This window comes from Cytobacillus sp. ABV4_503, from assembly GCF_056158445.1.
This window is the reverse complement of the sequence record NZ_JBSWTH010000001.1, coordinates 1,769,933-1,794,614: the sequence shown is the minus strand read 5'-3', so window position 1 is coordinate 1,794,614 and position 24,682 is coordinate 1,769,933. Positions and strand designations below refer to the sequence as shown.

General features: G+C 41.5%; 21 protein-coding genes. 1 reads left to right on the top strand and 20 read right to left on the bottom strand.

The features are described from left to right. Positions 1 to 36: 36 nt before the first annotated feature. Both nasC and nirB read right to left on the bottom strand, forming a co-directional pair. Positions 37 to 2,172, bottom strand: coding sequence for an assimilatory nitrate reductase catalytic subunit NasC (gene nasC, locus ACXAD1_RS09035; RefSeq protein WP_474909865.1), 2,136 nt, complete (start codon positions 2,170 to 2,172; stop codon positions 37 to 39). Positions 2,173 to 2,194: 22 nt separating this feature from the next. After that, positions 2,195 to 4,567 (bottom strand): nitrite reductase large subunit NirB, encoded by a 2,373-nt coding sequence (nirB, locus tag ACXAD1_RS09030; protein WP_474909864.1) that lies wholly within the window; start codon positions 4,565 to 4,567, stop codon positions 2,195 to 2,197. Positions 4,568 to 4,889: 322 nt separating this feature from the next. Here nirB and ACXAD1_RS09025 point away from each other — a divergent pair, with 322 nt between their 5' ends. Continuing rightward, positions 4,890 to 6,401 (top strand): NarK family nitrate/nitrite MFS transporter, encoded by a 1,512-nt coding sequence (locus tag ACXAD1_RS09025; protein WP_474909863.1) that lies wholly within the window; start codon positions 4,890 to 4,892, stop codon positions 6,399 to 6,401. 55 nt (positions 6,402 to 6,456) lie between these two features. Here ACXAD1_RS09025 and ltaS read toward each other — a convergent pair whose 3' ends face one another. The 18 genes from ltaS to ACXAD1_RS08935 form a co-directional block, all read right to left on the bottom strand. Continuing rightward, positions 6,457 to 8,463 carry a lipoteichoic acid synthase gene (gene ltaS / locus ACXAD1_RS09020; protein ID WP_206836966.1) on the bottom strand — a complete coding sequence of 669 codons (2,007 nt, stop codon included), beginning with the start codon at positions 8,461 to 8,463 and terminating at the stop codon, positions 6,457 to 6,459. 647 nt (positions 8,464 to 9,110) lie between these two features. Then, the gene (locus ACXAD1_RS09015) at positions 9,111 to 9,785 is read right to left on the bottom strand and encodes a lysozyme family protein (RefSeq protein ID WP_474909862.1); all 675 of its coding nucleotides are present in this window, start codon (positions 9,783 to 9,785) and stop codon (positions 9,111 to 9,113) included. A gap of 214 nt (positions 9,786 to 9,999) precedes the next feature. Beyond that, positions 10,000 to 10,920 carry an NAD(P)-dependent oxidoreductase gene (locus ACXAD1_RS09010; RefSeq protein WP_474909861.1) on the bottom strand — a complete coding sequence of 307 codons (921 nt, stop codon included), beginning with the start codon at positions 10,918 to 10,920 and terminating at the stop codon, positions 10,000 to 10,002. After that, positions 10,917 to 11,678, bottom strand: a complete 762-nt coding sequence (locus tag ACXAD1_RS09005) for a hydroxypyruvate isomerase family protein (protein ID WP_474909860.1) — start codon at positions 11,676 to 11,678, stop codon at positions 10,917 to 10,919. The genes ACXAD1_RS09010 and ACXAD1_RS09005 overlap by 4 nt, the downstream gene beginning before the upstream one ends. A 36-nt stretch (positions 11,679 to 11,714) precedes the next feature. Further along, positions 11,715 to 12,584 (bottom strand): MBL fold metallo-hydrolase, encoded by an 870-nt coding sequence (locus tag ACXAD1_RS09000; protein WP_474909859.1) that lies wholly within the window; start codon positions 12,582 to 12,584, stop codon positions 11,715 to 11,717. Between the two features lie 109 nt (positions 12,585 to 12,693). Then, positions 12,694 to 14,304 carry a glycoside hydrolase family 43 protein gene (locus tag ACXAD1_RS08995; RefSeq protein ID WP_474909858.1) on the bottom strand — a complete coding sequence of 537 codons (1,611 nt, stop codon included), beginning with the start codon at positions 14,302 to 14,304 and terminating at the stop codon, positions 12,694 to 12,696. Positions 14,305 to 14,332: 28 nt separating this feature from the next. Continuing rightward, positions 14,333 to 14,995, bottom strand: coding sequence for a YesL family protein (locus tag ACXAD1_RS08990; protein WP_474909857.1), 663 nt, complete (start codon positions 14,993 to 14,995; stop codon positions 14,333 to 14,335). Positions 14,996 to 15,022: 27 nt separating this feature from the next. Beyond that, a complete protein-coding gene (locus ACXAD1_RS08985) occupies positions 15,023 to 15,922 on the bottom strand; it encodes a carbohydrate ABC transporter permease (protein WP_370224550.1) in 900 nt (299 codons plus the stop codon). Positions 15,923 to 15,940: 18 nt separating this feature from the next. Further along, the gene (locus tag ACXAD1_RS08980) at positions 15,941 to 16,816 is read right to left on the bottom strand and encodes a carbohydrate ABC transporter permease (RefSeq protein ID WP_474909856.1); all 876 of its coding nucleotides are present in this window, start codon (positions 16,814 to 16,816) and stop codon (positions 15,941 to 15,943) included. Positions 16,817 to 16,892: 76 nt separating this feature from the next. After that, complete coding sequence (locus tag ACXAD1_RS08975) at positions 16,893 to 18,206, bottom strand: extracellular solute-binding protein (RefSeq protein ID WP_370224552.1); 1,314 nt, start codon at positions 18,204 to 18,206, stop codon at positions 16,893 to 16,895. A gap of 100 nt (positions 18,207 to 18,306) precedes the next feature. Continuing rightward, positions 18,307 to 19,098 carry a response regulator transcription factor gene (locus tag ACXAD1_RS08970; protein WP_370224553.1) on the bottom strand — a complete coding sequence of 264 codons (792 nt, stop codon included), beginning with the start codon at positions 19,096 to 19,098 and terminating at the stop codon, positions 18,307 to 18,309. Beyond that, the gene (locus ACXAD1_RS08965; protein ID WP_474909855.1) at positions 19,067 to 20,851 is read right to left on the bottom strand and encodes a sensor histidine kinase; all 1,785 of its coding nucleotides are present in this window, start codon (positions 20,849 to 20,851) and stop codon (positions 19,067 to 19,069) included. The genes ACXAD1_RS08970 and ACXAD1_RS08965 overlap by 32 nt, the downstream gene beginning before the upstream one ends. Before the next feature lie 196 nt (positions 20,852 to 21,047). Continuing rightward, positions 21,048 to 21,521, bottom strand: a complete 474-nt coding sequence (locus ACXAD1_RS08960) for a RidA family protein (protein WP_206836929.1) — start codon at positions 21,519 to 21,521, stop codon at positions 21,048 to 21,050. A 307-nt stretch (positions 21,522 to 21,828) separates the two neighbouring features. Beyond that, on the bottom strand, positions 21,829 to 22,179 hold the full coding sequence (locus ACXAD1_RS08955; RefSeq protein ID WP_206836926.1) for a 2Fe-2S iron-sulfur cluster-binding protein: 351 nt from the start codon (positions 22,177 to 22,179) through the stop codon (positions 21,829 to 21,831). Between the two features lie 93 nt (positions 22,180 to 22,272). Next, positions 22,273 to 22,959 carry a GntR family transcriptional regulator gene (locus ACXAD1_RS08950; protein WP_206836923.1) on the bottom strand — a complete coding sequence of 229 codons (687 nt, stop codon included), beginning with the start codon at positions 22,957 to 22,959 and terminating at the stop codon, positions 22,273 to 22,275. Positions 22,960 to 22,983: 24 nt separating this feature from the next. Continuing rightward, on the bottom strand, positions 22,984 to 23,514 hold the full coding sequence (locus tag ACXAD1_RS08945) for a chromate transporter (RefSeq protein ID WP_474909854.1): 531 nt from the start codon (positions 23,512 to 23,514) through the stop codon (positions 22,984 to 22,986). Further along, entirely contained in the window at positions 23,511 to 24,107 is a 597-nt protein-coding gene (locus ACXAD1_RS08940; protein WP_474909853.1) for a chromate transporter, read from the bottom strand. The genes ACXAD1_RS08945 and ACXAD1_RS08940 overlap by 4 nt, the downstream gene beginning before the upstream one ends. Before the next feature lie 84 nt (positions 24,108 to 24,191). Next, positions 24,192 to 24,671, bottom strand: a complete 480-nt coding sequence (locus tag ACXAD1_RS08935; protein ID WP_206836914.1) for a GlcG/HbpS family heme-binding protein — start codon at positions 24,669 to 24,671, stop codon at positions 24,192 to 24,194. Positions 24,672 to 24,682: the final 11 nt, after the last annotated feature.

Genomic DNA, 24,682 nt, shown 5'->3' with positions numbered 1-24,682 from the left:
TGATTTTTTTATGGATCATTCTCGTCCTGCTAATGGTCATTCTAAACGGCTTATGTTAACAGCTGTTATTTTAAAACCAGGCATACGGCAAACTGGATCGAGCTGATTCGATACCAGGAGATTGACGTTTTGAGTCTCAGCCCAATGAAATGGAACGAAAACTGTATCCTTCCTAATAGCCGCCGTCAAATGGCTCCTAACCACAATACTGCCTCTTTTTGATTCAATCTTGATAAGCGTCTTGTTCCCAATGCCAAATCGTTTGGCAGTTTCAGGGTGTATTTCGGCAAAAGATTCAACATTCCTGGCTGCCAGTGAAGCACTCTTTCTTGTCTGAACTCCTGTCAAATAATGTGAAACGACTCTGCCTGTTGTAAGGTAAAGGGGATAATTCCTATTAGGTGTCTCTTTTTCTGCTTCTGCCCTGCTGGGTACAGGAATCATGACTGCTTTATGGTCTTTGTGGGCAAAACTGTTTTCAAAAAGCCTATCTGTTCCCGGATGGGCAGAATCAGGACAAGGCCACAGAACCCCATCTCCATTTTTAAGACGCTTATAGTCAATTCCATAATAATCTGCAATACCGCCTCTGCTGGTTTCTCTCAGTTCATTGAAGATTTCTTCAGGACCTGAAAAAGAAAAATACTCTTCCTTCCCTAAAAATCTTGAAATCTCACAAAGTATTTGCCAATCATGTTTTACTAATCCTGTGCTGGGCATGGCACAGGGACGATGCATAACACGTCCTTCAAGATTCGTCATTGTTCCCTCATTCTCCAAATAAGAACTCACCGGCAAAATCAGATCTGCCAGCTCGGCAGTTTCAGAGATAAATAGATCAGCCGCAACAAGGAATTCGAGTTTTTCCAATGCGTTTTTAACAAACTCTGCATTGGGATTCGAAACAATTGGATTTGAGCCCATCAACAGCATTCCTCTTATTTCACCCCGGCCGATTTTCTCCATCATTTCATATGCAGAAACACCTTTGCCGGGCAAATCCGATTCGTCTATATTCCATACTCGTGCGAGATAGCGTCGGTGTTCCGGATTTTCAATGGAACGGTATCCTGGAAGCTGGTCTGCTTTCAGGCCATGCTCCCGTCCGCCCTGGCCATTTCCCTGGCCGGTGATTGCCCCATATCCGCAGCCGGCTTTGCCGATTTTTCCTGTAACTAATAGAATATTTATAAAATTCCTTACAGTTTGGTATCCATCCGTATGCTGTTCAACGCCCCTTGCTGTAAAAACCATCCCGGTTGCAGCTTTGCCAAACAGGATAGCCGCTTTTCTAATTTGGCTGGATGGCACTCCGGTCAATGCCTCAATGTCTTCCAGCTTAATCGTTTCAACAAAAGCCTTAAGCTCTGCAAAGCCGTTCGTTCTTTCGTAAATAAAAGAAAGATCAATCTCGTTTTCTGCAAGCAAAACCTGTAATATCCCGTTTGCCAATGCTGAATCAGTGCCTGGCCTCGGTTTTAAATGCAAATCAGCCATTTTCGCTGTCGCAGTTTCCCGCGGATCTATTACTATAATTAAGGATCCGTTTTCCTTTGCTTTTTCAAAATAAGGAAGAAGTGTTGGCTGGCATTCGGCTATATTCGTGCCGGCCAGTATAATGCATTTAGCCAGCGGAATATCATTCAGTCCATTCGTCATTCCCCGGTCCATGCCAAAAGCATGATTAGCAGCAGCCGCTGCTGAAGACATGCAGAACCTCCCATTATAATCAATATATTTCGTTTTTAATGCCACTCGAGCAAATTTGCCTAAAAGGTACGCTGTCTCATTCGTTAAGGATCCCCCTCCATACACGGATAAGGCATTAAATCCATGCATAGCTTGTATGCATTGGAATTTTTCCTTCATAATTCTCATCGCTTTATCCCAGGAAATCGGTTCGAACTTACCATTTACTTTAAGCAATGGATACTGCAGGCGGTCCGGATGCATTGCATGCTGGTGGGCATTCATCCCTTTAATGCATAAACGTCCATGTGATGCAGGATTCTCTTTTCCTAGAACCCGATATTTTTTCCTTGTTACGACGGACTGTTCAATCACCTGCTTTTTGCATTGCATACTGCAGAAAGGACATTGCGTATCATAAATTCTTTCTGACTGAACTTCCCGCTGCTTTGTTCGGAAATATTTTAATAACAGTTCTGTCATAGTCCATTCCTTTCCGCCTTTTCTATATAGTTTCATTGATAAAGACAGGATCGTGCAATCTACTTTGTCTGTCAGATGAATCATTTTCAAGTCGGCGAAGCAAGATGCTTCTCAGATCTAAGTCGAACACCACTTCTCGCAGATGAATAATCCCCATTCGTTCTGCCCATTCCTTTAAGGTCTCCCGGTATCTGGCAGATTCTCTGAAATACTGAACCAATGAGCATACCATTTCTTCCGTTTCTTTTACAGTTGAAGCAATAGCCAAAGGTTCACCCCTTAATTGGTTTCCTCCAGTCCCTCCGATATGGATTTCCCATTCCTCACCGTGCACCTTTATCCCGATATCATGACCGGCCATGCTATTTTTTCCATGAACGCAAGCCGCGATTCCAATCTCGAGCCTGTTTGGCAACAGCAAGTATTCCGTTTTTTTCTGAAGCTGTAAAGCCATATTCCTTGAGCAGTCTTTTATGCAGCTGCAGTCTTTGAAGCCAGCCAGCAGCAAAACACGAACGGCATTATCAAAGGGAATAGGGATTAATTTCGTATTTAGGGTCTCCCAAATGGCCGGCAGATTATCTTGTATGATCCCTTTTAATAGGATCCGTCCATCATGGCTCAAAGTAATTTCAGGTATGCTGTATAGCTCGGCTGCTTCTCCTATCTTCCTTAATAGGCCGCCAGACACTTCATTTCCATATATTTGAGGGATTATGGTAAAGGTACCATCTTCCTCCTTAACAGCATTGTGTGTTTCTCCATAGTAGACCGATTGCCCATCTCCTTCATAACCAGGAACAGCCATTCGAAGAATATAATGTAGAGCAGACACACAAAAGCGGCAGCCATTTTGATTACGCCATCCCAAAACAGCAAAGACTTCGTTTATGCTTACTAGCCCTCGAAGTTGAATTTCCTCTATTACTTCTTCTTCACTTAAATTTGTACAGGAACAGAATGCGCAGGGATCAATATCCTCATGGAAATCATCACTCTTTATATAGGAAAGCAGCTCTTCTAATAAAGGTTTGCAGCCACCACATGTACCCGAAGCCTTTGTGCATTTTTTCACTTCCTCAGCAGTTTCCAGCCCATTTGCTGAAACAGCTTCAATAATTGCTTTTTTTGTCACACTATTACAGCTGCATATGATACCGGTCTTAGCCATTGAGCTGATAGGGTATTCTTCCTGGAAGGAATTCAGCAAAAGCAGCTTTTCCTCATCTGAAACCTTCTGCTTTTTTTCCATCATGTCCATAAGCCTCACATGTCCATTTAGGTCCCCTACTAATAAAAATCCTGCAATTTTGTTATGTTTATACACTATTTTTTTATATGTTTTTTCATCCTCATCATAAAGTGTCATGGCTTGAGTAAAGCCTTTTTCAAAAATATTGCCTGCAGAAAATACATTTGTTCCTGATATTTTCAGCTTTGAAGATAGAATAGAACCCTGATATGGCGGTACATCCTTTTCACAAATATGTGCAGCGAGTATTTTGCCCTGCTCATACAGCGGTTTTACCAGCCCATAGATCACCCCTCTATGTTCAGCGCATTCCCCTACGGCATAAATAGCAGAGTTACTTGTCTGCATAAAATCATTGACAACAATTCCCCGGTTTGTTTTTAATCCAGATGATTTGGCTAGCTTACTATTTGGAATCACACCTGCAGCAATAATGACCAGATCTGCCACAAGTTCCAATCCATCAGTAAAAATAAGCTTTTCGACTCGTTCTCTTCCCTCAAAGTATCCCGTTTTCCTATTCAGCAAAAAGTTCATCCCTTGAGCTTCGAGTGAGTTTTGCAGGAGTTTTGCCGCTTTATCATCCAGCTGTTTATTCATAATTCTGTCAGCATTATGAACGACATGAACGTCCATACCCATTTGGAGCAGGCCCTGAGCAGCTTCAAGCCCAAGCAAACCTCCCCCAATAACTGCAGCTTTTTTGCCCTTTTCTGACTCATTCATAATCCGCCTGCAATCTTCTATCGTACGGAACGTCAGGATTCCTTCTTTGCTGACTCCTGGCAGTGAGGGGACAAAAGGTGTTGATCCGGTCGCAATAATCATTTTGTCATATGAAACTATTCTTTTTTTGTTAGTGGTTATTGTTTTTCTGGCGGTGTCAATAACCAATACGGTTTCATTTGTAAAGACATTGAAGTGGTTTCTGGCGTACCAGTCTGATTGTCGAATGGTCAGCTGTTCGATTGAAGAATTCCCTTGCAGGACAGAGGACAATAAGATGCGATTATAATTAAGATACTTTTCACTTCCGAAAATCGAAATCGAAAATCTGTCCGGATCATTCTGAATGATTTCCTCCACACAGCGTACGCCTGCCATCCCGTTTCCAATGACAACTAGCTTTTCTTTAGCCATCATACTCACTCCCCATGCTATTACCCGCCTTTCCTCATTTCATTTTTGTTATGTTAGATAATATCACATCAAAATAGTAATTAACATAACTTTTTGATTATTTTTAGTATTCCTCTACTTTTGCCCTATCTTTTCCAATTGGCACCACCCCTTCTTATTACCCTGATTTACATTGGTATGAAAGCGTTTAATCCTGGTGATATCAAGAGGTTTGATTAATTATAGATCTTTTGTTACATGTTAGAAAACCTAACACAACAGTTACATTCAATTAAATTATATGAAATGATATTAAAATATTCAGGTAATTGAAGGGGGATTTTAATTGAAGTTAGCTGACATTTTTAAATTTAAAGATGAGCGAATGAAGATTTTGCATTTAACATGGATGGCCTTTTTTATTTCATTTTTCACCTGGTACAACATGGCACCTTTAGCCACGACGATGCTGAGTGAAATGAATTGGCTTACTGCCGAGCATATGGCCGCGCTAGGAATTTTGAATGTAGCCTTAACCATTCCGGCAAGAATTATTATTGGCAATCTTTTGGATCGGTTCGGACCTCGAATTATCTATTCCTCTTTATTAATTGTCATGTCCGTTCCTGCATTGGTTTTTGCGTTTGCAGATAACTGGCTGCAGCTCATGATTTCCCGCTTGGTTCTCGGCAGCATAGGAGCAAGCTTCGTTATTGGCATACGCATGGTTTCAGAGTGGTTCCCGCCAAAAGATGTAGGGTTTGCAGAAGGTATATATGGAGGATGGGGAAATTTCGGCTCAGCAGCAGCAGCGATGGTACTGCCCTTTATAGGACTTACGCTTTTCGGCGGAGAAAATGGCTGGAGGTATGCCATAGCCCTGACAGGTGTCATATGTTTTGCTTATGGAATCTTCTATTATTGTGCAGTTAAGGATACTCCTGAGGGAAAGTCCCTTATTAAACCAAAAAAGTCGGGGGCAATGGAAGTCAGCACTTGGGGGGATATGTTCAGACTAATCTTGTGGTCGATTCCGCTTGGAGGTGCTCTGGCAATCAGTGCATGGAGGATTGAAAATCTGGGATTTATTGAGGAAAACACTTTATATATTGTCTGGAGCCTGATTGGCATAGCTTTCATCATACAGCTTTATAAGATATTGGAAGTGAACATCCCAATCCTGAAAGCAGGAGTGCCAGATGAAGATCAATATAATTTTAAAAATGTGGCAGCATTGAACAGTACATACTTTGCAAATTTTGGAGCAGAGCTCGCCATTGTATCCATGCTGCCCATGTTTTTTCAGCTGACCTTTTCCCTGACTCCATCGACAGCAGGATTAATCGCAGCTTCATTTGCTTTTATTAACCTAATAGCCCGGCCTCTTGGCGGGATCCTTTCAGATCGGATGGGAAATCGCAAACGGGTGATGCTTGTATATATGCTAGGAATCTCTGCTGGCCTTCTTGGAATGGGCTTTATCGATTCCAGCTGGCCCCTCCCTGCTGCTGTTCTCATGACCATTCTGACATCCATGTTCATACAGGGTGCAGAGGGAGCAACCTTTGCGGTTATACCAATGATAAAAAAACGGATAACTGGCCAGATAGCCGGAATGGCAGGCGCTTACGGCAATGTCGGCGCAACGATATATTTAACACTCTATACCTTTGTTTCACCGCAGACATTCTTTTTTATTCTTGCAGCTGGTGCTCTGATAAGCTTCTCCATGTGTGTGTTCTGGCTTGAAGAGCCAAGAAACTCGTTCAGCTCAGAATACTATTTATCCCAACAGGATCATCAGCATAGCACATCTGCACAGGCCAAAGAAAGCATCCGCGAACAAAAGGCTTTATGAGGCCTACAGTCTATAAAAAGGCTGCCTGGTGGACAATCCAGGCAGCCTTTACTAGTTATTCATTTGATGGCTTATCTGCTTCTGCAGTTTCTTCATTTACTTCGTTTTTCTTGTTTACTCCATTGTTTTCAGCTTTGTAATCGTATTTCGAACGGTCAACCGGTTCGAAGTTTTCCGGGGTGTAGAAGCGGAGAAGATCTCCGTTTACAACTTTATCAGATAGCGCCAATTTCTGCTCGGCACTTTCCTGAAGTTTTTTCGCTTCCTCAAACCGGCTTTCCTCCAGCAGTTCACCAGTTGTTGAGTCATAGAACTTGCCGTCAACAGATGAAATGGTAGGACTCATGAAATCTCCGTTACGGAACGGCACAAGGTCATCATGATTTTCTGATAATAAGTCAGTACCGAATTGCAGATACTGTTTAGTATCGATGCCAAGCAAGTGCATCAATGTCGGCATCAGGTCAATCTGTCCGCCAAATTCGTGATTTACTCCGCCTTCCATACCAGGTACGCGGATGAACAGAGGCACACGCTGCAGACCGGCACTATCGAACGCTGAAATTTCCTTGCCAAGCACTTGCTCCATAGCTTTATTATGATTCTTGGAAATACCATAATGGTCACCATACATGACAATTACTGAGTTCTCATACAGGCCGGAAGCTTTAAGCTGTTCAAAGAACTGTTTAAGCGCTTCGTCAGCATAACGGGCTGTCTGGAAGTAATTATCCACTGATTTGTCCCCAGTTGTATGAGGCTCAATTGTCGCCAGTTCCTGATCCATATGATACGGATAGTGATGAGATACGGTAATAAACTTAGAATAGAACGGCTGTTTTAGCGACTTCAGGTACGGCATGGATTGTTCAAAGAAAGGTTTATCCATTAGACCGTAATCAGCCATGTTTTCAGGTTTTAAATCATAGTAATCTGCATCAAAAAAGTTGTCATATCCAAATGATTTATAAATTTCATTACGGTTCCAGAAGCTGCCTGAGTTACCGTGAAAGACTGCAGATGTATATCCTTTATCTTTCAGAATTGCAGGCGCAGCATTGTACGTATTCATGCCCTTAGTGGTAAAAGCAGAGCCCTGCGGCAATCCATATAGGGAATTTTCCAGGATAAACTCAGCATCTGCTGTTTTCCCTTGTGCAGTCTGATGGAAGAAGTTATCAAAATACGTTGTATTTTCTTCTTCAATCAGTGAGTTCAAGAATGGTGTTACTTCTTCACCGTGCAGTTCATAGTTCATTAAGAATGTCTGAATTGATTCCAGGTGAAGGTAGATCACATTCATGCCTTCCGCTTTTCCGAAGTACTTCGGATTCGGTTCAGCATAATTCGATTTCGTAAAGTTGATGACTTCGGTTGTATCACTGCTATCCGCCATAACTCTTTGCGCGGATGCCTTCGTGCTTTGTACTGCATCATAAATCGTATAATTGTACATGCCTAAATACTTAACAATATAGTTGCGGTCAAAACCTCTTGTCAAAAGCTCCGGGCGGTCTGTTTCAGCCAATCCCAGGTTAGCAAAGGAAATGGCCAGAGAAGCATAAATTAAAGCTGCTGATCTGCGGCGCGTCATATCCTTTGTTTCAATTTTTACGGCTTTAAATACAAGCAAGCCGGCAAGCACGATGAAATCAAGGAAGAAAAAGATATCAGTCGGCTGTAATAATGAGCTGATGCTACCGCTGACGTCACCAAAATTCTGTGTCTGCGTCAAGGTCGGCAATGTAATAAAGTCATTAAAGAAACGATAGTACACTGCATTGGCAAACAGCAGGAACGATAGCAAGAAATACATAACCATCAAGGCGATATATTTTCTTCTGCCCTTAAAAAAGAATGCAATTCCTAAAAACAGCAATGAAGACCCAAGCGGGTTAATGAATAAAAGGAACTGCTGCAAGGCACTTTCAATGCCCAGGTTAAATTGTGTCATTTGAGTAATATACGTTTTCATCCAGAGCAGAACTACTGCTAAAAAGAAAAAGCCAATATATTTATTTAATATATCCTGACTTTTATGAAGTAAAGTATTCAAAATCATACACCTGCCTTCTAGCACATTATTTTAACATATTTCGCTAGTAATTTAAAAATCTAATGTTGGCAATCAGCCCAATTATTAGTTTACCTGATAAATATTAATAAACTATGAACATGCAAAAAAAGCACTGCACAAGAATATAACTATACTCGCATTTCACAAAATGTCAAGCATGTCCAGATAAAATGCTCTTTAATGACTATGGACAGAGGGTAAGCCCCGTTCACAGCCTTAGCTGGCTGTTGCACCTTAATTAAAGCTGCACGTCTATATAGACGAATGAAATGCAATTTGGTTTCACTTTTTATGTAAAAAACTTATAGATCTATAATTTTCAAGGAAGGATAAAAAACAGACAACAGCCTATATATATGATTCGTTTAATCAAATTATACATAAAAGCCAATTCATTTAAATGAATATAATGGAGGAAATTTATGCACCTCTTAGACCGGTTATGACCTAAAACCATTCCTCTTTTTAAGTATTTTTAAACCTTTTTATTCATAACCACGAATACCCAGGTTGAGAGAGGATCCATAAAATCTGGCTATTCAAACCTCCCTTCGGTATGATGGAAATAAAAAACAAACCGCACTTTTTAAAAAGCGCGGTTTTAGTTTACCATAATATTATTATGTTTCACTTCACCATACTGATTTAAATTCTCCGGATTTTCCTGTGTTACTCGCTGTAAGAATCTCAATATTTTTCGTTACCTTTGTAGTATACGAGAAATCCCCATAACAGTATGGATAGCGGAAATTATTCTTGTCGCCTCCGCAATTATAAACTTCCGGTTTTTTTTTGGCCTGTTTGAGAGAGAATTCTTTCGCAATTTCTTCACTATGTTTTCCTCCCTGTTCAGCAACAAAGTCAATATATCCGATTCCCATATTGTAAGCCTGGATAACGGAAGGGAAGTCCACCTTTTTTTGACTGCCATAATTTAATGCTTTCTGAAAATGTTTAACACCCTGCTTAATGCTTTGTTCCGGATCCTGAATGGAATTCGGGGGCAGTCCTGCGGATTCCGAAGCCTGCATCGGGTCTCCGCCCTTTCCTTTGCTTTCCTGCTGCATGATTGCGGCCAATACGAGGGTATATTCTTCAAGGTTAACTTCCTTCAATTCCTTCTGAAGGATCGGCGTATAATTCTGAACATCCCTTGAAACAGTATTAGGCAGTAAGGAAATCGCTGTTTCCTTAATATTAAGCTGCTTGAATTGATCAAATAGGACAAAAATCAGAACCAAAAAAAATAACAGGAATGCTACATTTGATCTGCGTTTTGTACGCTTTTTGCATTTTTTGCGTTTCATTGCTGCTCTCCCGGTTTCACTATTATTATTTCAGATTATCATTATAGCAGAAAATACTGATATTTTAATAGAAATAGCTCCTTTTAAGGGGGCCGGAAGAATCGGAAAGTTCCGGTTTTTATCGTCGGGGTATAAATTATATCATCCTGAATTTTGGCACATCCCAGCATTCAGTTTGTTCACAGTGCATTCTGCTATACATATCAAATGAATGCTAATAACCAAGCCTTTCTGTCTCCGATGATGACTTTCTCTTCACAATAATTCCTGTCTCTTCCTCCAGCGCCTTTATTACTGCCGACATATCCTGGTCGCAGCGGCCTTGCTCAGCTGCTGTCTGGAATGCTTTTTCGGCCATCTGACCTGTAAATCTGCTTAGGCCAGCTTCCATTAAAAGCTGGTTGGCGAGCCGGACATCCTTATGGACATATTTCACTGCCCCTCCTGGTGTGAATTGGCGGTCGAATACATATTGTTCCATATGCCTGCGCAGGATTTTGCTGTCGCCATAGCTTGCCTTCAGGACTTTCAAGAGCAGTTCGGAGTCCAGTCCATAGGCAGATCCGGCTACCATTGCCTCTGATGCAGCCAGAGAGTGTACAGCAACAAGATACTGATTAATCAGCTTGGCAATGCTGCCTGAACCCGAAGGTCCCAGATGTTCTATTGTGTCACCGAGCACCTTCAGTACCGGCTTAACTTTTTGAAAAGCCTCTTTCTTACCGCCTGCCATGATCGTTAATGTCCCGCTTTCAGCTCCTTCTGGACCGCCGCTAACCGGACAATCCAGATAACTGATCTTTTTGGCATAAGACATCTCAAAGATTGTTTTACTCGTGTCGGCCCCTACTGATGTAAAGTCAATGCATATCGTTCCGGGCTGAGCACTATGAATGATCCCCTCTTTACCTGTATAGACGTTCAGAACATCGTCTGGCATAGAAAGACATGTACACACAACTTGACTTTGATTGGCCAGGCAGCTGATCGTTTCCGAATATATGGCTCCCAGCTCAATAAGGGGCTGTGCTTTTTCAATTGTGCGATTATGAACCATGACGTGAAAGCCATTGTCCAGAAGACGCTTAACCATCCGCGAACCCATTACTCCTGTACCAATAAATCCAATCTTCATGGTGTCACCCCTTTCATCCAAGCAAAACTTCCTTCACTTCTGCCTTGTGGATTATATTCAAGACCAATCAAGCCTCGGTAGTGTTTACTCAAATATTGAAGGATTTCGGTATAATTTATTTCGCCAGTCCCCGGCTGCTGTCTGCCCGGATGGTCAGCAATTTGCACATGCGAAACCATCTCAGCGTATTTTTGATACACGGAAAGAGAATGGCCATGAATTCTTTCGATATGGTAAAAGTCGAATTGAAGCTTCACATTAGGCAAACCGACACGCTGGATAATGCCGGCAGCCTGCTTGAGATCACTTAAGAAATAACCAGGCATGTCGAATGGATTGATAGGCTCAATTAATAAAGTAATCCCGTGCTTAGACATTGCAGTGCCCGCATAAAAGAGATTTTCAACAAACACTTCCCAATTATTATCCGGGTGTATCCCTGCCATGCAATGTATCTTTTTAACTCCAAGGCCATTCGCATAACAGATTCCTCTTTCAACTGATTTTCTAAATTCCTTTATGCGCGACGGGTCTGCCGCCAGTCCCCTGTCACCATCTTCCCAATGACCTGCCGGCAGGTTTATTAAGACCATTGATAAATTATTATTCTCAAGCTCATTCCTGATTTCTTCTATTGTATATACATATGGAAACTGACACTCCACATAAACAAAACCAGCTTCACGGGCTTTTTTGAACCGATCCAAAAAAGGAACTTCTGTAAAAACAGTTGATAGATTAACAGAGTAATTATTCATGACACCCTCCCTTAAAAAGGATTTTTGATTTAAAAATTAATCTGCATAAGTTTTTTGCAAATCATAACCATTTGCAAAGTACTGTATCGTTTCAAGCTCATTGTCATTCAGTTCACGATTGACATAGGATTGATAGGCATTCTTCATTTCTTCCATCTGCCCTTCGAATTCTTTTGTAAGCTGTGCAGACTTCCGCATTAAGGCCGCTTCCTCCTGGTACTCTGACTTTGAGATGGCAGTCCCGTGGGATAAAATATATGTATCTGCATCAAACTGATCCAGTGCATCCATTAGCTGAAGTACGCGGTCTGCTGTGTAATTCCATTTACTTGCGTAAAGATTCGCGTATATCGCATCACCTAAAAATAATATTTTTTCTTCCTTTATATATACCACCACCGAATCTGAAGAATGGTCCCCGCCGACTTGCTGCAGCTGGCAAGTCACTCCGCCAAGATCTATTTCAAGCTTTTTCTCGAACGTAATATCTGGAAGTTTAATTTTAATGCTTCGATCTTTACCATACTCTTTTTTAATGGCGTTCGCGCAAAATTCTATTTCAGCCCCGCTCTCCACACGCTCATCCAATGCATCATCTGTCCATCGATAAGGGATTAGTTTTTCCATTTCCGCTTTGGTGAGGCACGAAGCAACAGATGGAATATCCAGTGCAGGCAGGCCGAAAATATGATCCCAGTGCCAATGAGTCAGAACCACCATCGTGGGTGAAGGTATTCGCTGCTTCTCCAGCTCGCTTAAAAACAATTGGGCATGAGCTTCAGAATTGCCTGCATCAATCATCATAGTCATTCGATCTCCAACCACTGCCCCTAAAATGGGGCGGTCTGTTTCGGAAACAGGAGTTTGATACCAAACCCTGCGATTAAGTTTTTTAAATGTTTGCATAAAATCCTCCCTATGTTTCTTCGTACATTAATTCGGTAAAAATGAAAAGATTCCTTTTTCTCTATTATATAGAAAAAAGCTGCTCAATACCTGAGCAGCCCAATTTACATTAAGATTCGCCTCTATATACAAAATAATCAAAATCAGCAAACTGATTTTGGCCGGAACTGTCCTGACATTGCATGCCGACGAATGCGCCTGTAAAAAACCCGCCGCCCTTTATGTAATCATCCGATAACTTATGGGATTGGAAAGGAACTGCAAGTTTGGTCCAGTTCTCACCGTCGAATGAATAAGAATAATTATATTCATGTATATGGACATTAACACGCAGGTAAACATATTTCACTTCTGCCGGGATTTCTATTTCATTCCGTTTTAACGGCTGAGAGAATGTCAAATTATCGCATGAAACTAATTCAAGGATTCGTCCTTTATCTTCATTCCAGCTGACCTGGCAGGATGTCCAGTTTTCAGTATTATAATAATTGACGAGCCCGGCAGATTGCTGGAAGGTTTGGGGCTCAAATGCCACCTTAGTTTCAGCAGTAAAAGAAAAGTGCTGCCATCTCCTCGCTATGAAAGCCTGTGTAAATTTGGATGTTAAGCTTTCTTTCCCATATAACCGAAGATGGCCCGGGTTATCCTTCAATGAAACAATATGGTCTCCAAGTGGAATCCTTAAATTCTGGAAATGAAGGTTTAAAGTTTCACTATCAAAATCGTCTTTTTCTGGATAATCTCTTTCCCACTTTGCTTCCTTAATCTTTGGACCTTCTATTTCAAGGGAAGGCTCGTTCCCGCCAGTTACATAAGGCCAGTCATTCTTCCATTCCAGCCTCTGTATGGCCGTCTCTCTTCCTAGAGGACAATAACCGCGCGGGTCAAGTAAGGGATGACCCTCTCTTGTTAGGGGGCGTCCTGTAAGATGGACAAGAAACCATTCACCTGTGTGAGTTTGTACCATTGAGGCGTGACCGGCCTTTTGCAGAGGGTTCCTCGGTGACCCGAAAGATGAAATAAGCGGATTTTCAGGGTGTACTTCATATGGCCCCCTTATATTTTTTGATCTCGCAATGGTGGCCTGGTGATCATATTTTGTTCCGCCTTCAGCAGTCAGCAAATAATAATAACCATTGATTTTATACAAATGCGGAGCTTCTGTCAGTTTGATATCAGTCCCCTTGAAGATTACCTCCGCTTTCCCTGTCAGCCTTTGCTTCCGTTCGTCATATTCCTGCAAAGCGATTCCGTAAAAATTGTGATGGCCGGCACGGTGATCCCACACCATGTTGACCAAATATTTTTTCCCGTCCTCATCGTGGAACATAGAAGGGTCAAACCCTGAACTATTTAAATAAACAGGATCAGACCATGCCCCTTCAACGCTATCACATACTGAAAGGTAATTATGGCAATCCTTCCACTGGCCATCCACCACTTTTACATCCGTATAAATAAGCCAGAACTGACCATCATGATAGGATAAAGCAGGTGCCCAAACCCCGCCTGAATCCGGATTTCCTGTCATATTCAGCTGGCTTATCCGGTTTAATGGCCTTGCAGCCAGACGCCAATTTTTCAGATCCTTAGAATGATAGATTCCAACACCTGGAAACCACTCAAAAGTGGAAACAGCAATATAATAATCTTCTCCCACCCGGCATATGCTCGGATCAGGATTAAATCCTGTTAAAATCGGATTGCGTATGAGTGCCATTTGTCCACACCTTTCATTTTATAATTGCTTAAATATGTCTGCTTAAGCCCGAATACCTGAACGGTTCAGGCTGCCGGTGATTTTGCCTCGCTTCAATTTTCCTAAAACTGGACATTCCCCCATACATCAGAATCCAAGTAATGGAAACAGCGCTAAAGAAGGGAATAAATGCAGGACTGTTCAGCAGCAGAAAAATAATCGATCCGGCAGAGGCTGCTAAAATTAGGGTAAGATGCAGGTTCAGGATTCCAAACAGACATGAATTTTTTATATATTCGGTTACTCTTAAATCGTAATGTACATAAACCGGAAAAAGATACATCAGAGTAATGAAATAGAGAGCAGATATAATCAGCAGCGGTACAAAAAATAGCAGCTGCAGACCCCCTTCTAATCCATTTACAAAAAGTAAATCCAAAAGAATGATCCCCGCGCAGATGACAAGTATGAAACCAAGCAAATTAGATTTAGCGAATTCCTTTTTATAGATTGATAGGAAGGTATCCCAAACAGGCACTTCTGTCTGTTTCATCTGCCACTTGCGTACGATAGTGAAAAGGGATGCGGTTGCCGGCATAAAGCCAAATACAATTAACCCCGCCACCGTAAATAAAAGCCAGAGCAAGTTAACATAAGCAAGCTTCATGATCCATTCGCATATTGTAAATAGCTTGCCCAGAGTATTATGCATTTTTATGACCTCCTCTGCTTTTAATCATTAGCCTTTAACCGAGCCAGATGCTATCCCCTCAACGATGCGATTGCTTAATATCAGAAAGGCGATTAATATTGGCAGGATGCTTATGACCAGCGTGGCACCGATAGCCCCCCAATCCGTAGTATACTGGCCAATGAAATTCTGGATTCCAACAGTGAGTGTCTTAAAGCTATCCGAACTGATAAATGTATTCACAAAAACAAATTCATTCCAGTTATAGATCATATTAATAATCGCAGCCGTTGCCATTACCGGCATCGTCATAGGCAGTGTTATTTTAAAGAAAATGTGATGAATGGATGCCCCATCCATAACTGCTGCTTCTTCTACCTCCCTTGGCAAAGCTTCATAAAAGCCCAATAAAATCATAATGGTGATCGGAAGGTTAAAAGCTGTGTAAGTTAGAATAATGGATAGCGGATTATCAATCAGATTGATAGTGGTAAAAGTGCTGAATAAAGGAATCAATGTTGAATGGACCGGTATCATTAAACCGACCATAAACAGTCCCAGCACCAGTCTGCTGCCTTTCCAATGCATTCTTGTAATGGCAAAAGTGACCATGCTGGCTAAAACAACAGTCAGAATGACAGCTGCAAGGGTGTACGTTACACTATTTATAAAATAGAGGCTGATGTTTCCTTCCGTCCAAACCTTTGCGTAATTTTCCCATTTAGGGCTTTCAGGCAATGAGAATGGAGACCTATTGAATACTTCCTGGTTGTTTTTCAAGGAAAAAAGAAATAGCCAGATAATCGGGAAAATCTGAAACACGGCGACAAGAACCAGGAACACATACATAATGCCATATGCTATACGGTTCATGATCGGTTTTGAGACAAGCTTTGTGACAAGTCCATTTCCTAAACGCGGAGTGCCATCAGGTTTTACTGTTTCCATACCTTTTCCTCCCTTCCATTAATAGATATCTTCATTAGCAGCTGTAAATCTGCGGATGATGTAGGTAACAACAAGACAAATGACCAGCAGAAAAAATCCGATGGCACTTGCATATCCAAAGTCAAATCCTTTAAATGCTTTTTGATACATATAAGACGCCATTACTTCGCTTGCTCCATTCGGACCGCCTCCAGTCATGACATAGATCAGGTCAAAGTATTTCAGCGAGCCTACGGCTGCCAAAACAATTGTTACTTTAATTACATTTAGAATCAAAGGAAGCTTTATTTTAAGGGCAATCTGCCAGGGAGAAGCCCCGTCAATTCTTGCTGCTTCAACAAGTGTTTCTGGAATATTTTTTAATGCTGCATAATAAATGAGAATGTAAAAACCGGCGTATTGCCATATAATTGGTATAATGATGGCATAGAGTGCGAGATTGGCGTCCGCAAGCCATGCAGGCGGATCTTCAATACCAATAGCCATTAACACTGTGTTCAGCATGCCATTTGAAGGGTGGTATATCTTCATCCAAAGCTGTGCAATTGCGACTGATGCCAGCAGCATGGGGATCAGGTATATCTTCCTTAATAAATCTGCACCTTTGATTTTTGAGGCGAGGATAATCGAAATGAACAAGTAACCAATCAGACTTAATGCTGAAAACAGGGCCAGCAAAAAGGAATGCAATGCACTTTTCCAAAAGAGTGCATCTTTCATCAATAAGTTGTAATTCTTTAAGCCGATGAAGTCCATTTCTCCAATGCCATTCCATTTCATTAAACCATAGTAGCCCGTCTGCACAATCGGCACATAGATCAGCGCAAGGACCAGGAAAAGGGCAGGTGTGATGTACAGTGCAATGACTTTTTTATTGGACAGCACTTTATTCATTTCATTTCAGCTCCTTCCTGTTAAAATTAGAAAGGATATACCCCATCAGCAGATATATCCTTTTCCGGGAATGCTGTTAATTTCCTTCCTCAGCCTTAAGAGCCTCTTCATGCTGTTTGGCATAATCAGCTGGTTTTACTTCATTGCCGAACAGTGATTGGATAAGGTTTAAATGTGTTTCTGCAACCGAAGCACTCATTTGGACATCAGCAAATAAGGTTAAGCTGCTGGCTTTATTTAACTCGTTTAAGACATCAATATACAGGTCCGGAAGATCCACTTTACCGGTATCAACCTTCGTCGCAGGAATTACACCCGCTTTTTCAACAGATTGCTCTCCCCACTTTTCAACAAAGAACTTTACAAATTCTTTTGATTCATCTTTAACCTTTGAATTCTCAGCTACGAATAACCCTACTCCCGGGCCGCCCACCCAGCTGTCGATATTTCCTTTGCCGCCTTCAACGGTCGGGAATTTAAAGAATCCAACGCTATCCCTGAAATCCTGGGGAATTTCTTCATTCGTCGTAAAATTAGGGAGCTCCCAGGTTCCCATAAGATACATTGCCGCATTGCCGTTCAGGAACTCAGCCTTTCCTTCGTCATTTGAAAGTCCATTATAGCCTTTATTAAATGCGTTCTCTTTGACAAGGTTTTGAATTTCTTCAGCTGCTGATACCAGTGCCAGATCTTCGAACGAACCGGAGCGGTCAATGGCTTTATTTAGAACTTCAGCCCCGCCAATTCGGTCTGCCAGATACATGTACCACAAGGATCCTGTCCAGCGGTCCTTATTTCCAAGTGCAATCGGGGCAACACCGTTGTCTGTCAATGTCTTAACAATGTCTTCAAATTCACTGTAAGTTTGGGGGACATCAAGATTATATTTCTCAAAAATTTCCTTATTGTAGTAAATAGGTGCAATGTTCAGCTCAAGAGGCAACCCATAGGTTTTTCCATCGAGAGCGTAGGCTTCCGTAGTCCCACTGACAAAAGACTCCTTCAAACCATCATTTAATACATCATCCAGCTCTGCAAATAGATTGCCCTTTACAAATGGAGTCATATATCCCGCTGCCCAGGTAAACCCTACATCCGGCAATTCATTAGAAGATGAAAGGACCTTGATTTTATTTTTGTACTGTTCATTTTCCAGAACTTCGACTTCAATTTTCACATCTTCATGCTCAGCTTCATATTGATCAATAATGTCTGTGACAATCTGATTTTGCTGCTTGGAGCTTCCTGCCGGCCACAAGTGCATGAATTTAATAGTTTTTTTGGAACCGTTATCACCGCTGGCAGTATCGGTGTTTCCGCTGCATCCTGCCAGTGCTGCTGCCAGGATAAGCACTCCAATAAGTAATAATGAATGCGCTTTCTTAAACATTTCCCAACCCCCTATTTCTCGATTATTCTAACAATTCTAATGATAACACCACAAAAAAATCGCGGTAAGGTAACCGCGATTGGGAAAAATTCCACTATTTTTAGATAGGAGTTTCATCAAGTTCGGTCATCTTCCGGTATTTTCCTGGGGTCACACCTTCCGAATCCTTAAAAAGCTTAATAAAGTACTTGGATGTTTGATACCCAGCTTGCCTGGCCACTTCATCTATCGGCAAAACCGTGGTTATGAGCAGCTTTTTCGCCAATTGCAGCCTTTTCCTTGTCAAATATTCACTAAAGGTAATGCTTGTCTGCTCTTTAAACATTACACTGAAATAACTGGCATTCAGGTGCACGGCATCAGCGACTTCTTTAAGAGAAATTTGTTCCGGAAGGTTTTCGTTCACATAAGCAATGGCCTGTTTGACAGATGAATTTACATACTCTTTTTTTGCTTCCAGTTCTAACAGGCCCTGGTCTGCGACTTTCTCCAAATAATCTGCCCTGGCCATATGTTCTTCCGTTTCAAGTGCCTCTTCAATAGCCTTTATAAGACTTTCCTTCCGCAGTGGTTTGACCAGATAGTTGAGAACACCGAGCCGGATGGCTTCCTGGGCATATTCAAAATCAGGATAGCCTGAAATAATCATGACAGCCGGCTTGTATCCTTGGTTTCTAATGTTTTTCAGCAGTGCCAATCCAGTCATTTCTGGCATGCATATATCTGTAATAAGCAGGTTCACTTTGGCCCTCCTGAATAACTCTAAAGCTTCATGCCCATCAGCTGCGCTTAGAATCTCACATCTCCCTGCTGACCATCCTTCCAGTGTCTTTTTCAGCCCCTGTCTTGTTGTTTCTTCATCATCCACAATTAAGATTATCTTTGTATTCACATTTATTTCCCTCCCCCGCAGGTATCTCGAATACAACTTTAGTGCCTGAACCCAACTCACTTTCCAGATGAAGTCCGCCAAGAGAATAGGCATCATAATAAAGGCTAAGCCTTTTGTTAACGTTTGTCAGCGCCATCCCGATCCCTTTAAATGAAGAAACATTCTCTTTTTTTATCTCTTCGTTTAACTGATGAAGCTCGGTCTGATCAATACCCGGGCCGTTATCCTGCACCGTAATTTTGATTGAGTCCCCACCGGCTGATTCTTCTAATTTGATAAGGACAGTTCCTTGTATTCTCTTATTTTCAATTCCATGCTGTATAGCATTTTCAACTAATGGCTGTAAAATCAGTTTTGGTATTTTCACACCAAGGAGCTTGGGCGGTGCAGCAATTTTCCATAACAGTCTTTCGCCAAGCCGCATTTTCATTAGGCGCATATACCGTTCAATATGATCAAGTTCATCATGTATGGTAACCCATTCAGCTGAGCTGCGATTCCCGATTGTATATCGGAAAAGTTCCGACATTGAAATAACAATCTCAGCCAATTCCTCTTCCTCTTTCTCCTCCAGGGACCAGTAAAGTGCGTTTAAAGTATTGTAAAGAAAATGCGGATCAATTTGGGCCTGCAGTGCCTTCAGTTCAGTTCGGGACCGGAGCAATTCTTTTTCATATACAACTTGTATTAAGTGGTTGGTCCTTTCAACCATTTTATTGTAGGTGTTATTTAATTCAATAAATTCAAGTGAGGAATTACTCTCAGGATTCAGTTTTAATTCATCCATTCTGGCATTTTTCATCGTTTTAGTCAGTTTCTTAATCGGTCTGGTGATCATGGTGGCAAGCACTATGGAGGAAATGACAAATAAAAAGAATCCAATGGAAACTGCTAAAATGATTACAGCACGAACTTTTGAAACGCCCTGCAGCAAAAAACTCATCGGCTTCAGGATGACAAAAGTCCAGCCTGTCAGAGCTGACTTTTCGGTAACAGCCATATATTCCTGATTCTGGATCATAATCGATTTTTCCTCTTGCTGGATAATGCTTTTTATGTCAAGTCCATAATCATAGGTAATAGGGGTTAAGTCACGATCAAGAAGCATCATATAATCATTCTTTCCGTTTTCTTCCTTATTTCCCTGTACTTGAAAATAACTGTTGGAAATACGTACGACAAGATAACCTCCATTCGTGAACCAGCGATCCATCAGACTGACTCTCCGTATGGCAGCAGAATAACTGCTGTTCCCCTGATCCTTCCCTGTCCAAACAAGCTTCCCCTTTTCCTTGTCAGCCGCTTTTACCCACTTTGACTCGACGACTTTAAAAATATTTTTCCCATCGAATGGATAAATCCTTTTGCCTTCTGCATTATACAGTTCAATTGATGATATTCCATCTGAGTAGGCATATGTATTATTGATGATTTTTATCAGGGATTCCAATTTTCCATAATCCATGCTTTCCCCTTCAAGCATCTTTAGCAGCATCTGCTGAACAGTACTATTTGTCATGAGCTGATTAGTCAGAGTATCAATTTGTTTATAAAGCGTTTCCATTCTTCCGTTGGCTTCTGCAGCGGTTTGCTGAACCTGGCGTTCTGCATTTTGCCTGAAAAAGCCGCCTAATTGGTCATAGACAACGATTGAAACAAATGACAGGACAAACAGCATGACGCTTAAAAACACTGCTAGAATCTGGTTCCGGAGTGTATTGAATTTTTTAAAATAAGAAAGAAAGCTCTTCATATGAATCACCTATTCTCAGGTTATCTTATATATTTATTTAAATATAGCAGATTTAAAGCTGGATAACATGAAAACCCTTACATATATTTATTTGAGCTTACATCCTCCTTTATCCTTTTTGAAAACATACTAGCATTTTATTTATGGAGCATAAATAGAAAAACTGCTCAATACATGAGCAGCCCTTGTTTGGAAGTTATTCTATTTCAACGATCATTTCAATTTCTACAGGGGCTCCGCCTGGAAGGGATGCTAGCCCCACTGCTTTGCGGGCATGTCCATTTTCCTTGCCGAAAATGTCATGAAGCAAATCTGATGCAGCATTAATGACCATAGGATGATAATTAAAGTCGCTTGTTGAGGCAACGTATCCATCCATTTTGATGATTCTTTTTACTTTATTTAAATCTCCAATGATTCCTTGAAGGGCTGCCAGCAAATTCAGCGTACAAATACGTGCCGCATCCTTTGCTTCTTCGATCGAGATGTTTGCCCCGACAATACCTGCATACTTTTGCGCACCATCTACTCTTGGTGTTTGTCCGGATAAAAAGACTATATTGCCAGAGATAACGCCCGGTTCAAAAGGCATTCCGATATCAGCTAAGACAGGGAGCTGGATATTCAGCTCTTCCATTCTTTCTTCTATTCCCTTTTTTACCCCTTTCATGGCTATGCCTCCTGGGAAACACTTTGTTTTAATGAAGAATATAGTTGTTTAGTGAATTTAAATGAGCGGTGAGTATAATAGACTTTGGCGAAAGCATGATTTTCACAAAGTGAGCATTTGATTTCATATGGAGCTTTTCGAATATGAGGAGTTTTTAATATTTGCATGGCTTCTTTCAAGTGTGTACTGCAAACCCACATAATGTCACCTTCTTCTATTTTATTGGGATTCTATATACTTTACATTCTGTAACGGGCTAACGCCGTTGGTTTCGTTTCGTCCATTACAGAATGCAGTATCTGTAATCTCATTTTCCTGTTGTAACGGTTTGCTTTAATTTATCCGGCTTTCTCTTTTTCACCTGATCTGTCACTTCATCGTCCCATGAAATGGTGATATCCCCGTTTGTAACAAATGTCTGGCAGCCTAAACGATAGCCTTTCTCCAGCCACTCTTCACCCAGCTTTCTTCTTTCCTGGATTTTTACGTTGTCCAGGTTTTCTGCTCCTGCTTCGGTTTTAAAAACACAAGTGCCGCAAATTCCGCCGCCGCAGCGATTTGGCAGATCTCCATCATAGCGGAGCGACATTCGTAATATATTAGAATCCTCAGGCACTTCCAGAGTTTTGTTGCTGTTGACAAAATGGATGTTCGGCATGAATGAATTCCTCCCTGTAATTTCGCTTCTTGGTTCTTGGTATACAATATACCATAAATTTAATATTCAGACAATACTAAACTTTTTATTTTTTTAGTTTTTAATAGTCCCTCTCTTTTTAATTCGGTTCACATAGGCCATGTACGCCTTTTTCGAATTCTCAATATGAATCCTCATCAGGTATTCAGCTATTTCGGCATCTTTATCGCGCAGTGCCCTCATTATATCGATATGTTCTTTTAAGGAGTCCTTCCTTCTTCCTGGTGTTTCATATCCCATATTGGCCGCCATATGAATAAAATCGATCAACCCTGATAGGATTTCATATAGTTTTGGACTTTTGGATGCCTTATTAATCAGCCTGTTCATTTGAATATGTTCGGAATTGAAGTTTTCTTCATCCTGTTCACTTAACTCCATCAGTTCCTTAATTTTGAGATCCAGTTCTTTTTGAGTAGCTGTATCCATTCTTTGTGCTGCCAGCTTTACAGCCAGTACTTCCAGGGAAGAAAGAATCGTAAATACCTCCAATACTTCATCCTCTGAAATATTGGAGATGACGACCCCTTTTCTGGGAACTGTTTTCACGAAACCTTGAGATTCCAGCCTGAACAGAGCCTCCCGAATCGGTGTGCGGCTAATGTTGAGCTTGGCTGCAAGCTCTCTTTCTACCAGTCTGTCTCCTGCCTGGTATTCTCCTTCTAAAATGAGTTTTTTCAGGTACAAATACGCATGTTCGCGTATGGATATTAAGTTGTTTTCCTCCCATGTTCTATCCATTTTTTCACCTCCTATTTTTATAGGTTAAGATAAAAAGATCCCTCCATAAAATAAAGCTCCAAATATAACAAGCGAAGGATGAACCTTGAATTTGATTAATGTTAAATAGCTAACCGCTGCAAGAAGTATAAGATGCAGCATTCCGCTGTTTTCAAAGGCTGTCAAAAAGAACTGGTAGGCCATGACAGCCAGGAGGACAGCAATGATCGGCTGTACGGATTTGGTCATTAGCTTCACTTTAGGGGAATCTTTGAATAAATTAACAAACTTAAACAGCGCAATGACAGCCATAGCGGATGGAAGGATGGTAGCTGCTAAAGCTGCTGCCGCTCCTAAAACCCCGCCTAATTCATAGCCGATGAATCCGGCCATTTTCGTTGCTATGGGACCCGGCAGCGCATTGGCAATGGCGAGAACATCCCCAAATTCAGAGAGTGTCATCCAGTTATTGTTGTTCACTACTTCAATTTGAATGAGGGGAATCGTTGCTGGTCCCCCTCCGTAACCTAATAGATTCGCTACAAAAAATGCCCAAAAGATCTCCCAATATATCATGAACTTTTCTCCCTTACTGGCATGTACTCTTCAGTTGCCTTTTTATTCGCCTGTTCCTTCTGATGGGCAATATAAAATGCAGTGCTTAAGACTATCGCAATTAAAATACCGGGATGCCATTCCAAGAACTGAACAAATACCAGTGATACGGAAGCCAGTATGAGATTTTTCGGCACCCCTAAGCCCTGGCTTCCTTTCTGGTAAAAACGGTATGCCATCTCTGCCAGCATTAAGCCGATGACAGGTGTCACACCCTGCACCATTCCGCTTACAATCGGGGACTGGCGGAATGAGTATAAAACGCCAAGCAAAGCCAGCATGGCAATAATGGAGGGCAGGATATGCGTAAGGATGGCTACAGCGGCACCAATGCTGCCTTTCACTTTATAGCCGATATAGGCAGCCATTTTCGTAGCAATAGGTCCTGGCAGCGTATTAGCTAATGCCAGAATCTCCCCGAATTCCTCCTCCGTCATCCATTTATATTTCTTAACTGCTTCAAATTCAATCAAAGGTATTGTCGAAGGACCTCCTCCATACCCTGTCACACCGGTGCGTGCAAAACCAATCGCCAATTCAAGATAAGGCTTCATGCGTTCCTCCCCTTATTTAGGTGCTTTTGACTGAAGAAGGACCTCATTCCGCTATCTATTAACAGCGAATGAGGTCCCTTTCTATTATTTTTTAATATCTGCCTCGGTTACGACTTCATAGCCGTCTTTCTCCAAATAAGATTGAAGGGCTTTTAATGCAGCGGTCCCAACAGCCGTATCCTGCTCGCCATTTCCTCCGCTGATGCCGATTCCGCCAACGACTTCACCATTAACCACAATCGGGAACCCTCCGACAAACACAGCAAATTTGCCATTAAGCATATGCTGGATGCCAAATGCCTCATTGCCTGGAAGAGCAGGCCCATTCGGTTCTTTGTTGAATAGATGGGTGGAGCGTTTATGGCCTGCTGCTGTGTAAGCTTTAGCAATCGCAATTTCAGGCCCGGTAATTCTTGCACCATTCATGCGCTCCAGGGCAATCACACTTCCGCCGTCATCGACAATTGCAATGGTTTCAAACACATTAATTTCCGCAGATTTTTCCTTTGCTGCTTCAATCATCAATTTTGCTTCTTCTAATTCAAGTTTTAGAGCAGTTTTCATCATCGTTCTCC

Coding starts and splice junctions, on each gene's coding strand:
- nasC (WP_474909865.1), bottom strand. CDS start 2,172: ATGACAGAACTGTTATTAAAATATTTCCGAACAAAGCAGCGGGAAGTT.
- nirB (WP_474909864.1), bottom strand. CDS start 4,567: ATGATGGCTAAAGAAAAGCTAGTTGTCATTGGAAACGGGATGGCAGGC.
- ltaS (WP_206836966.1), bottom strand. CDS start 8,463: ATGATTTTGAATACTTTACTTCATAAAAGTCAGGATATATTAAATAAA.
- ACXAD1_RS09015 (WP_474909862.1), bottom strand. CDS start 9,785: ATGAAACGCAAAAAATGCAAAAAGCGTACAAAACGCAGATCAAATGTA.
- ACXAD1_RS09010 (WP_474909861.1), bottom strand. CDS start 10,920: ATGAAGATTGGATTTATTGGTACAGGAGTAATGGGTTCGCGGATGGTT.
- ACXAD1_RS09005 (WP_474909860.1), bottom strand. CDS start 11,678: ATGAATAATTACTCTGTTAATCTATCAACTGTTTTTACAGAAGTTCCT.
- ACXAD1_RS09000 (WP_474909859.1), bottom strand. CDS start 12,584: ATGCAAACATTTAAAAAACTTAATCGCAGGGTTTGGTATCAAACTCCT.
- ACXAD1_RS08995 (WP_474909858.1), bottom strand. CDS start 14,304: ATGGCACTCATACGCAATCCGATTTTAACAGGATTTAATCCTGATCCG.
- ACXAD1_RS08990 (WP_474909857.1), bottom strand. CDS start 14,995: ATGCATAATACTCTGGGCAAGCTATTTACAATATGCGAATGGATCATG.
- ACXAD1_RS08985 (WP_370224550.1), bottom strand. CDS start 15,922: ATGGAAACAGTAAAACCTGATGGCACTCCGCGTTTAGGAAATGGACTT.
- ACXAD1_RS08980 (WP_474909856.1), bottom strand. CDS start 16,816: ATGAATAAAGTGCTGTCCAATAAAAAAGTCATTGCACTGTACATCACA.
- ACXAD1_RS08975 (WP_370224552.1), bottom strand. CDS start 18,206: ATGTTTAAGAAAGCGCATTCATTATTACTTATTGGAGTGCTTATCCTG.
- ACXAD1_RS08965 (WP_474909855.1), bottom strand. CDS start 20,851: ATGAAGAGCTTTCTTTCTTATTTTAAAAAATTCAATACACTCCGGAAC.
- ACXAD1_RS08960 (WP_206836929.1), bottom strand. CDS start 21,521: ATGAAAGGGGTAAAAAAGGGAATAGAAGAAAGAATGGAAGAGCTGAAT.
- ACXAD1_RS08955 (WP_206836926.1), bottom strand. CDS start 22,179: ATGCCGAACATCCATTTTGTCAACAGCAACAAAACTCTGGAAGTGCCT.
- ACXAD1_RS08950 (WP_206836923.1), bottom strand. CDS start 22,959: ATGGATAGAACATGGGAGGAAAACAACTTAATATCCATACGCGAACAT.
- ACXAD1_RS08945 (WP_474909854.1), bottom strand. CDS start 23,514: ATGATATATTGGGAGATCTTTTGGGCATTTTTTGTAGCGAATCTATTA.
- ACXAD1_RS08940 (WP_474909853.1), bottom strand. CDS start 24,107: ATGAAGCCTTATCTTGAATTGGCGATTGGTTTTGCACGCACCGGTGTG.
- ACXAD1_RS08935 (WP_206836914.1), bottom strand. CDS start 24,671: ATGAAAACTGCTCTAAAACTTGAATTAGAAGAAGCAAAATTGATGATT.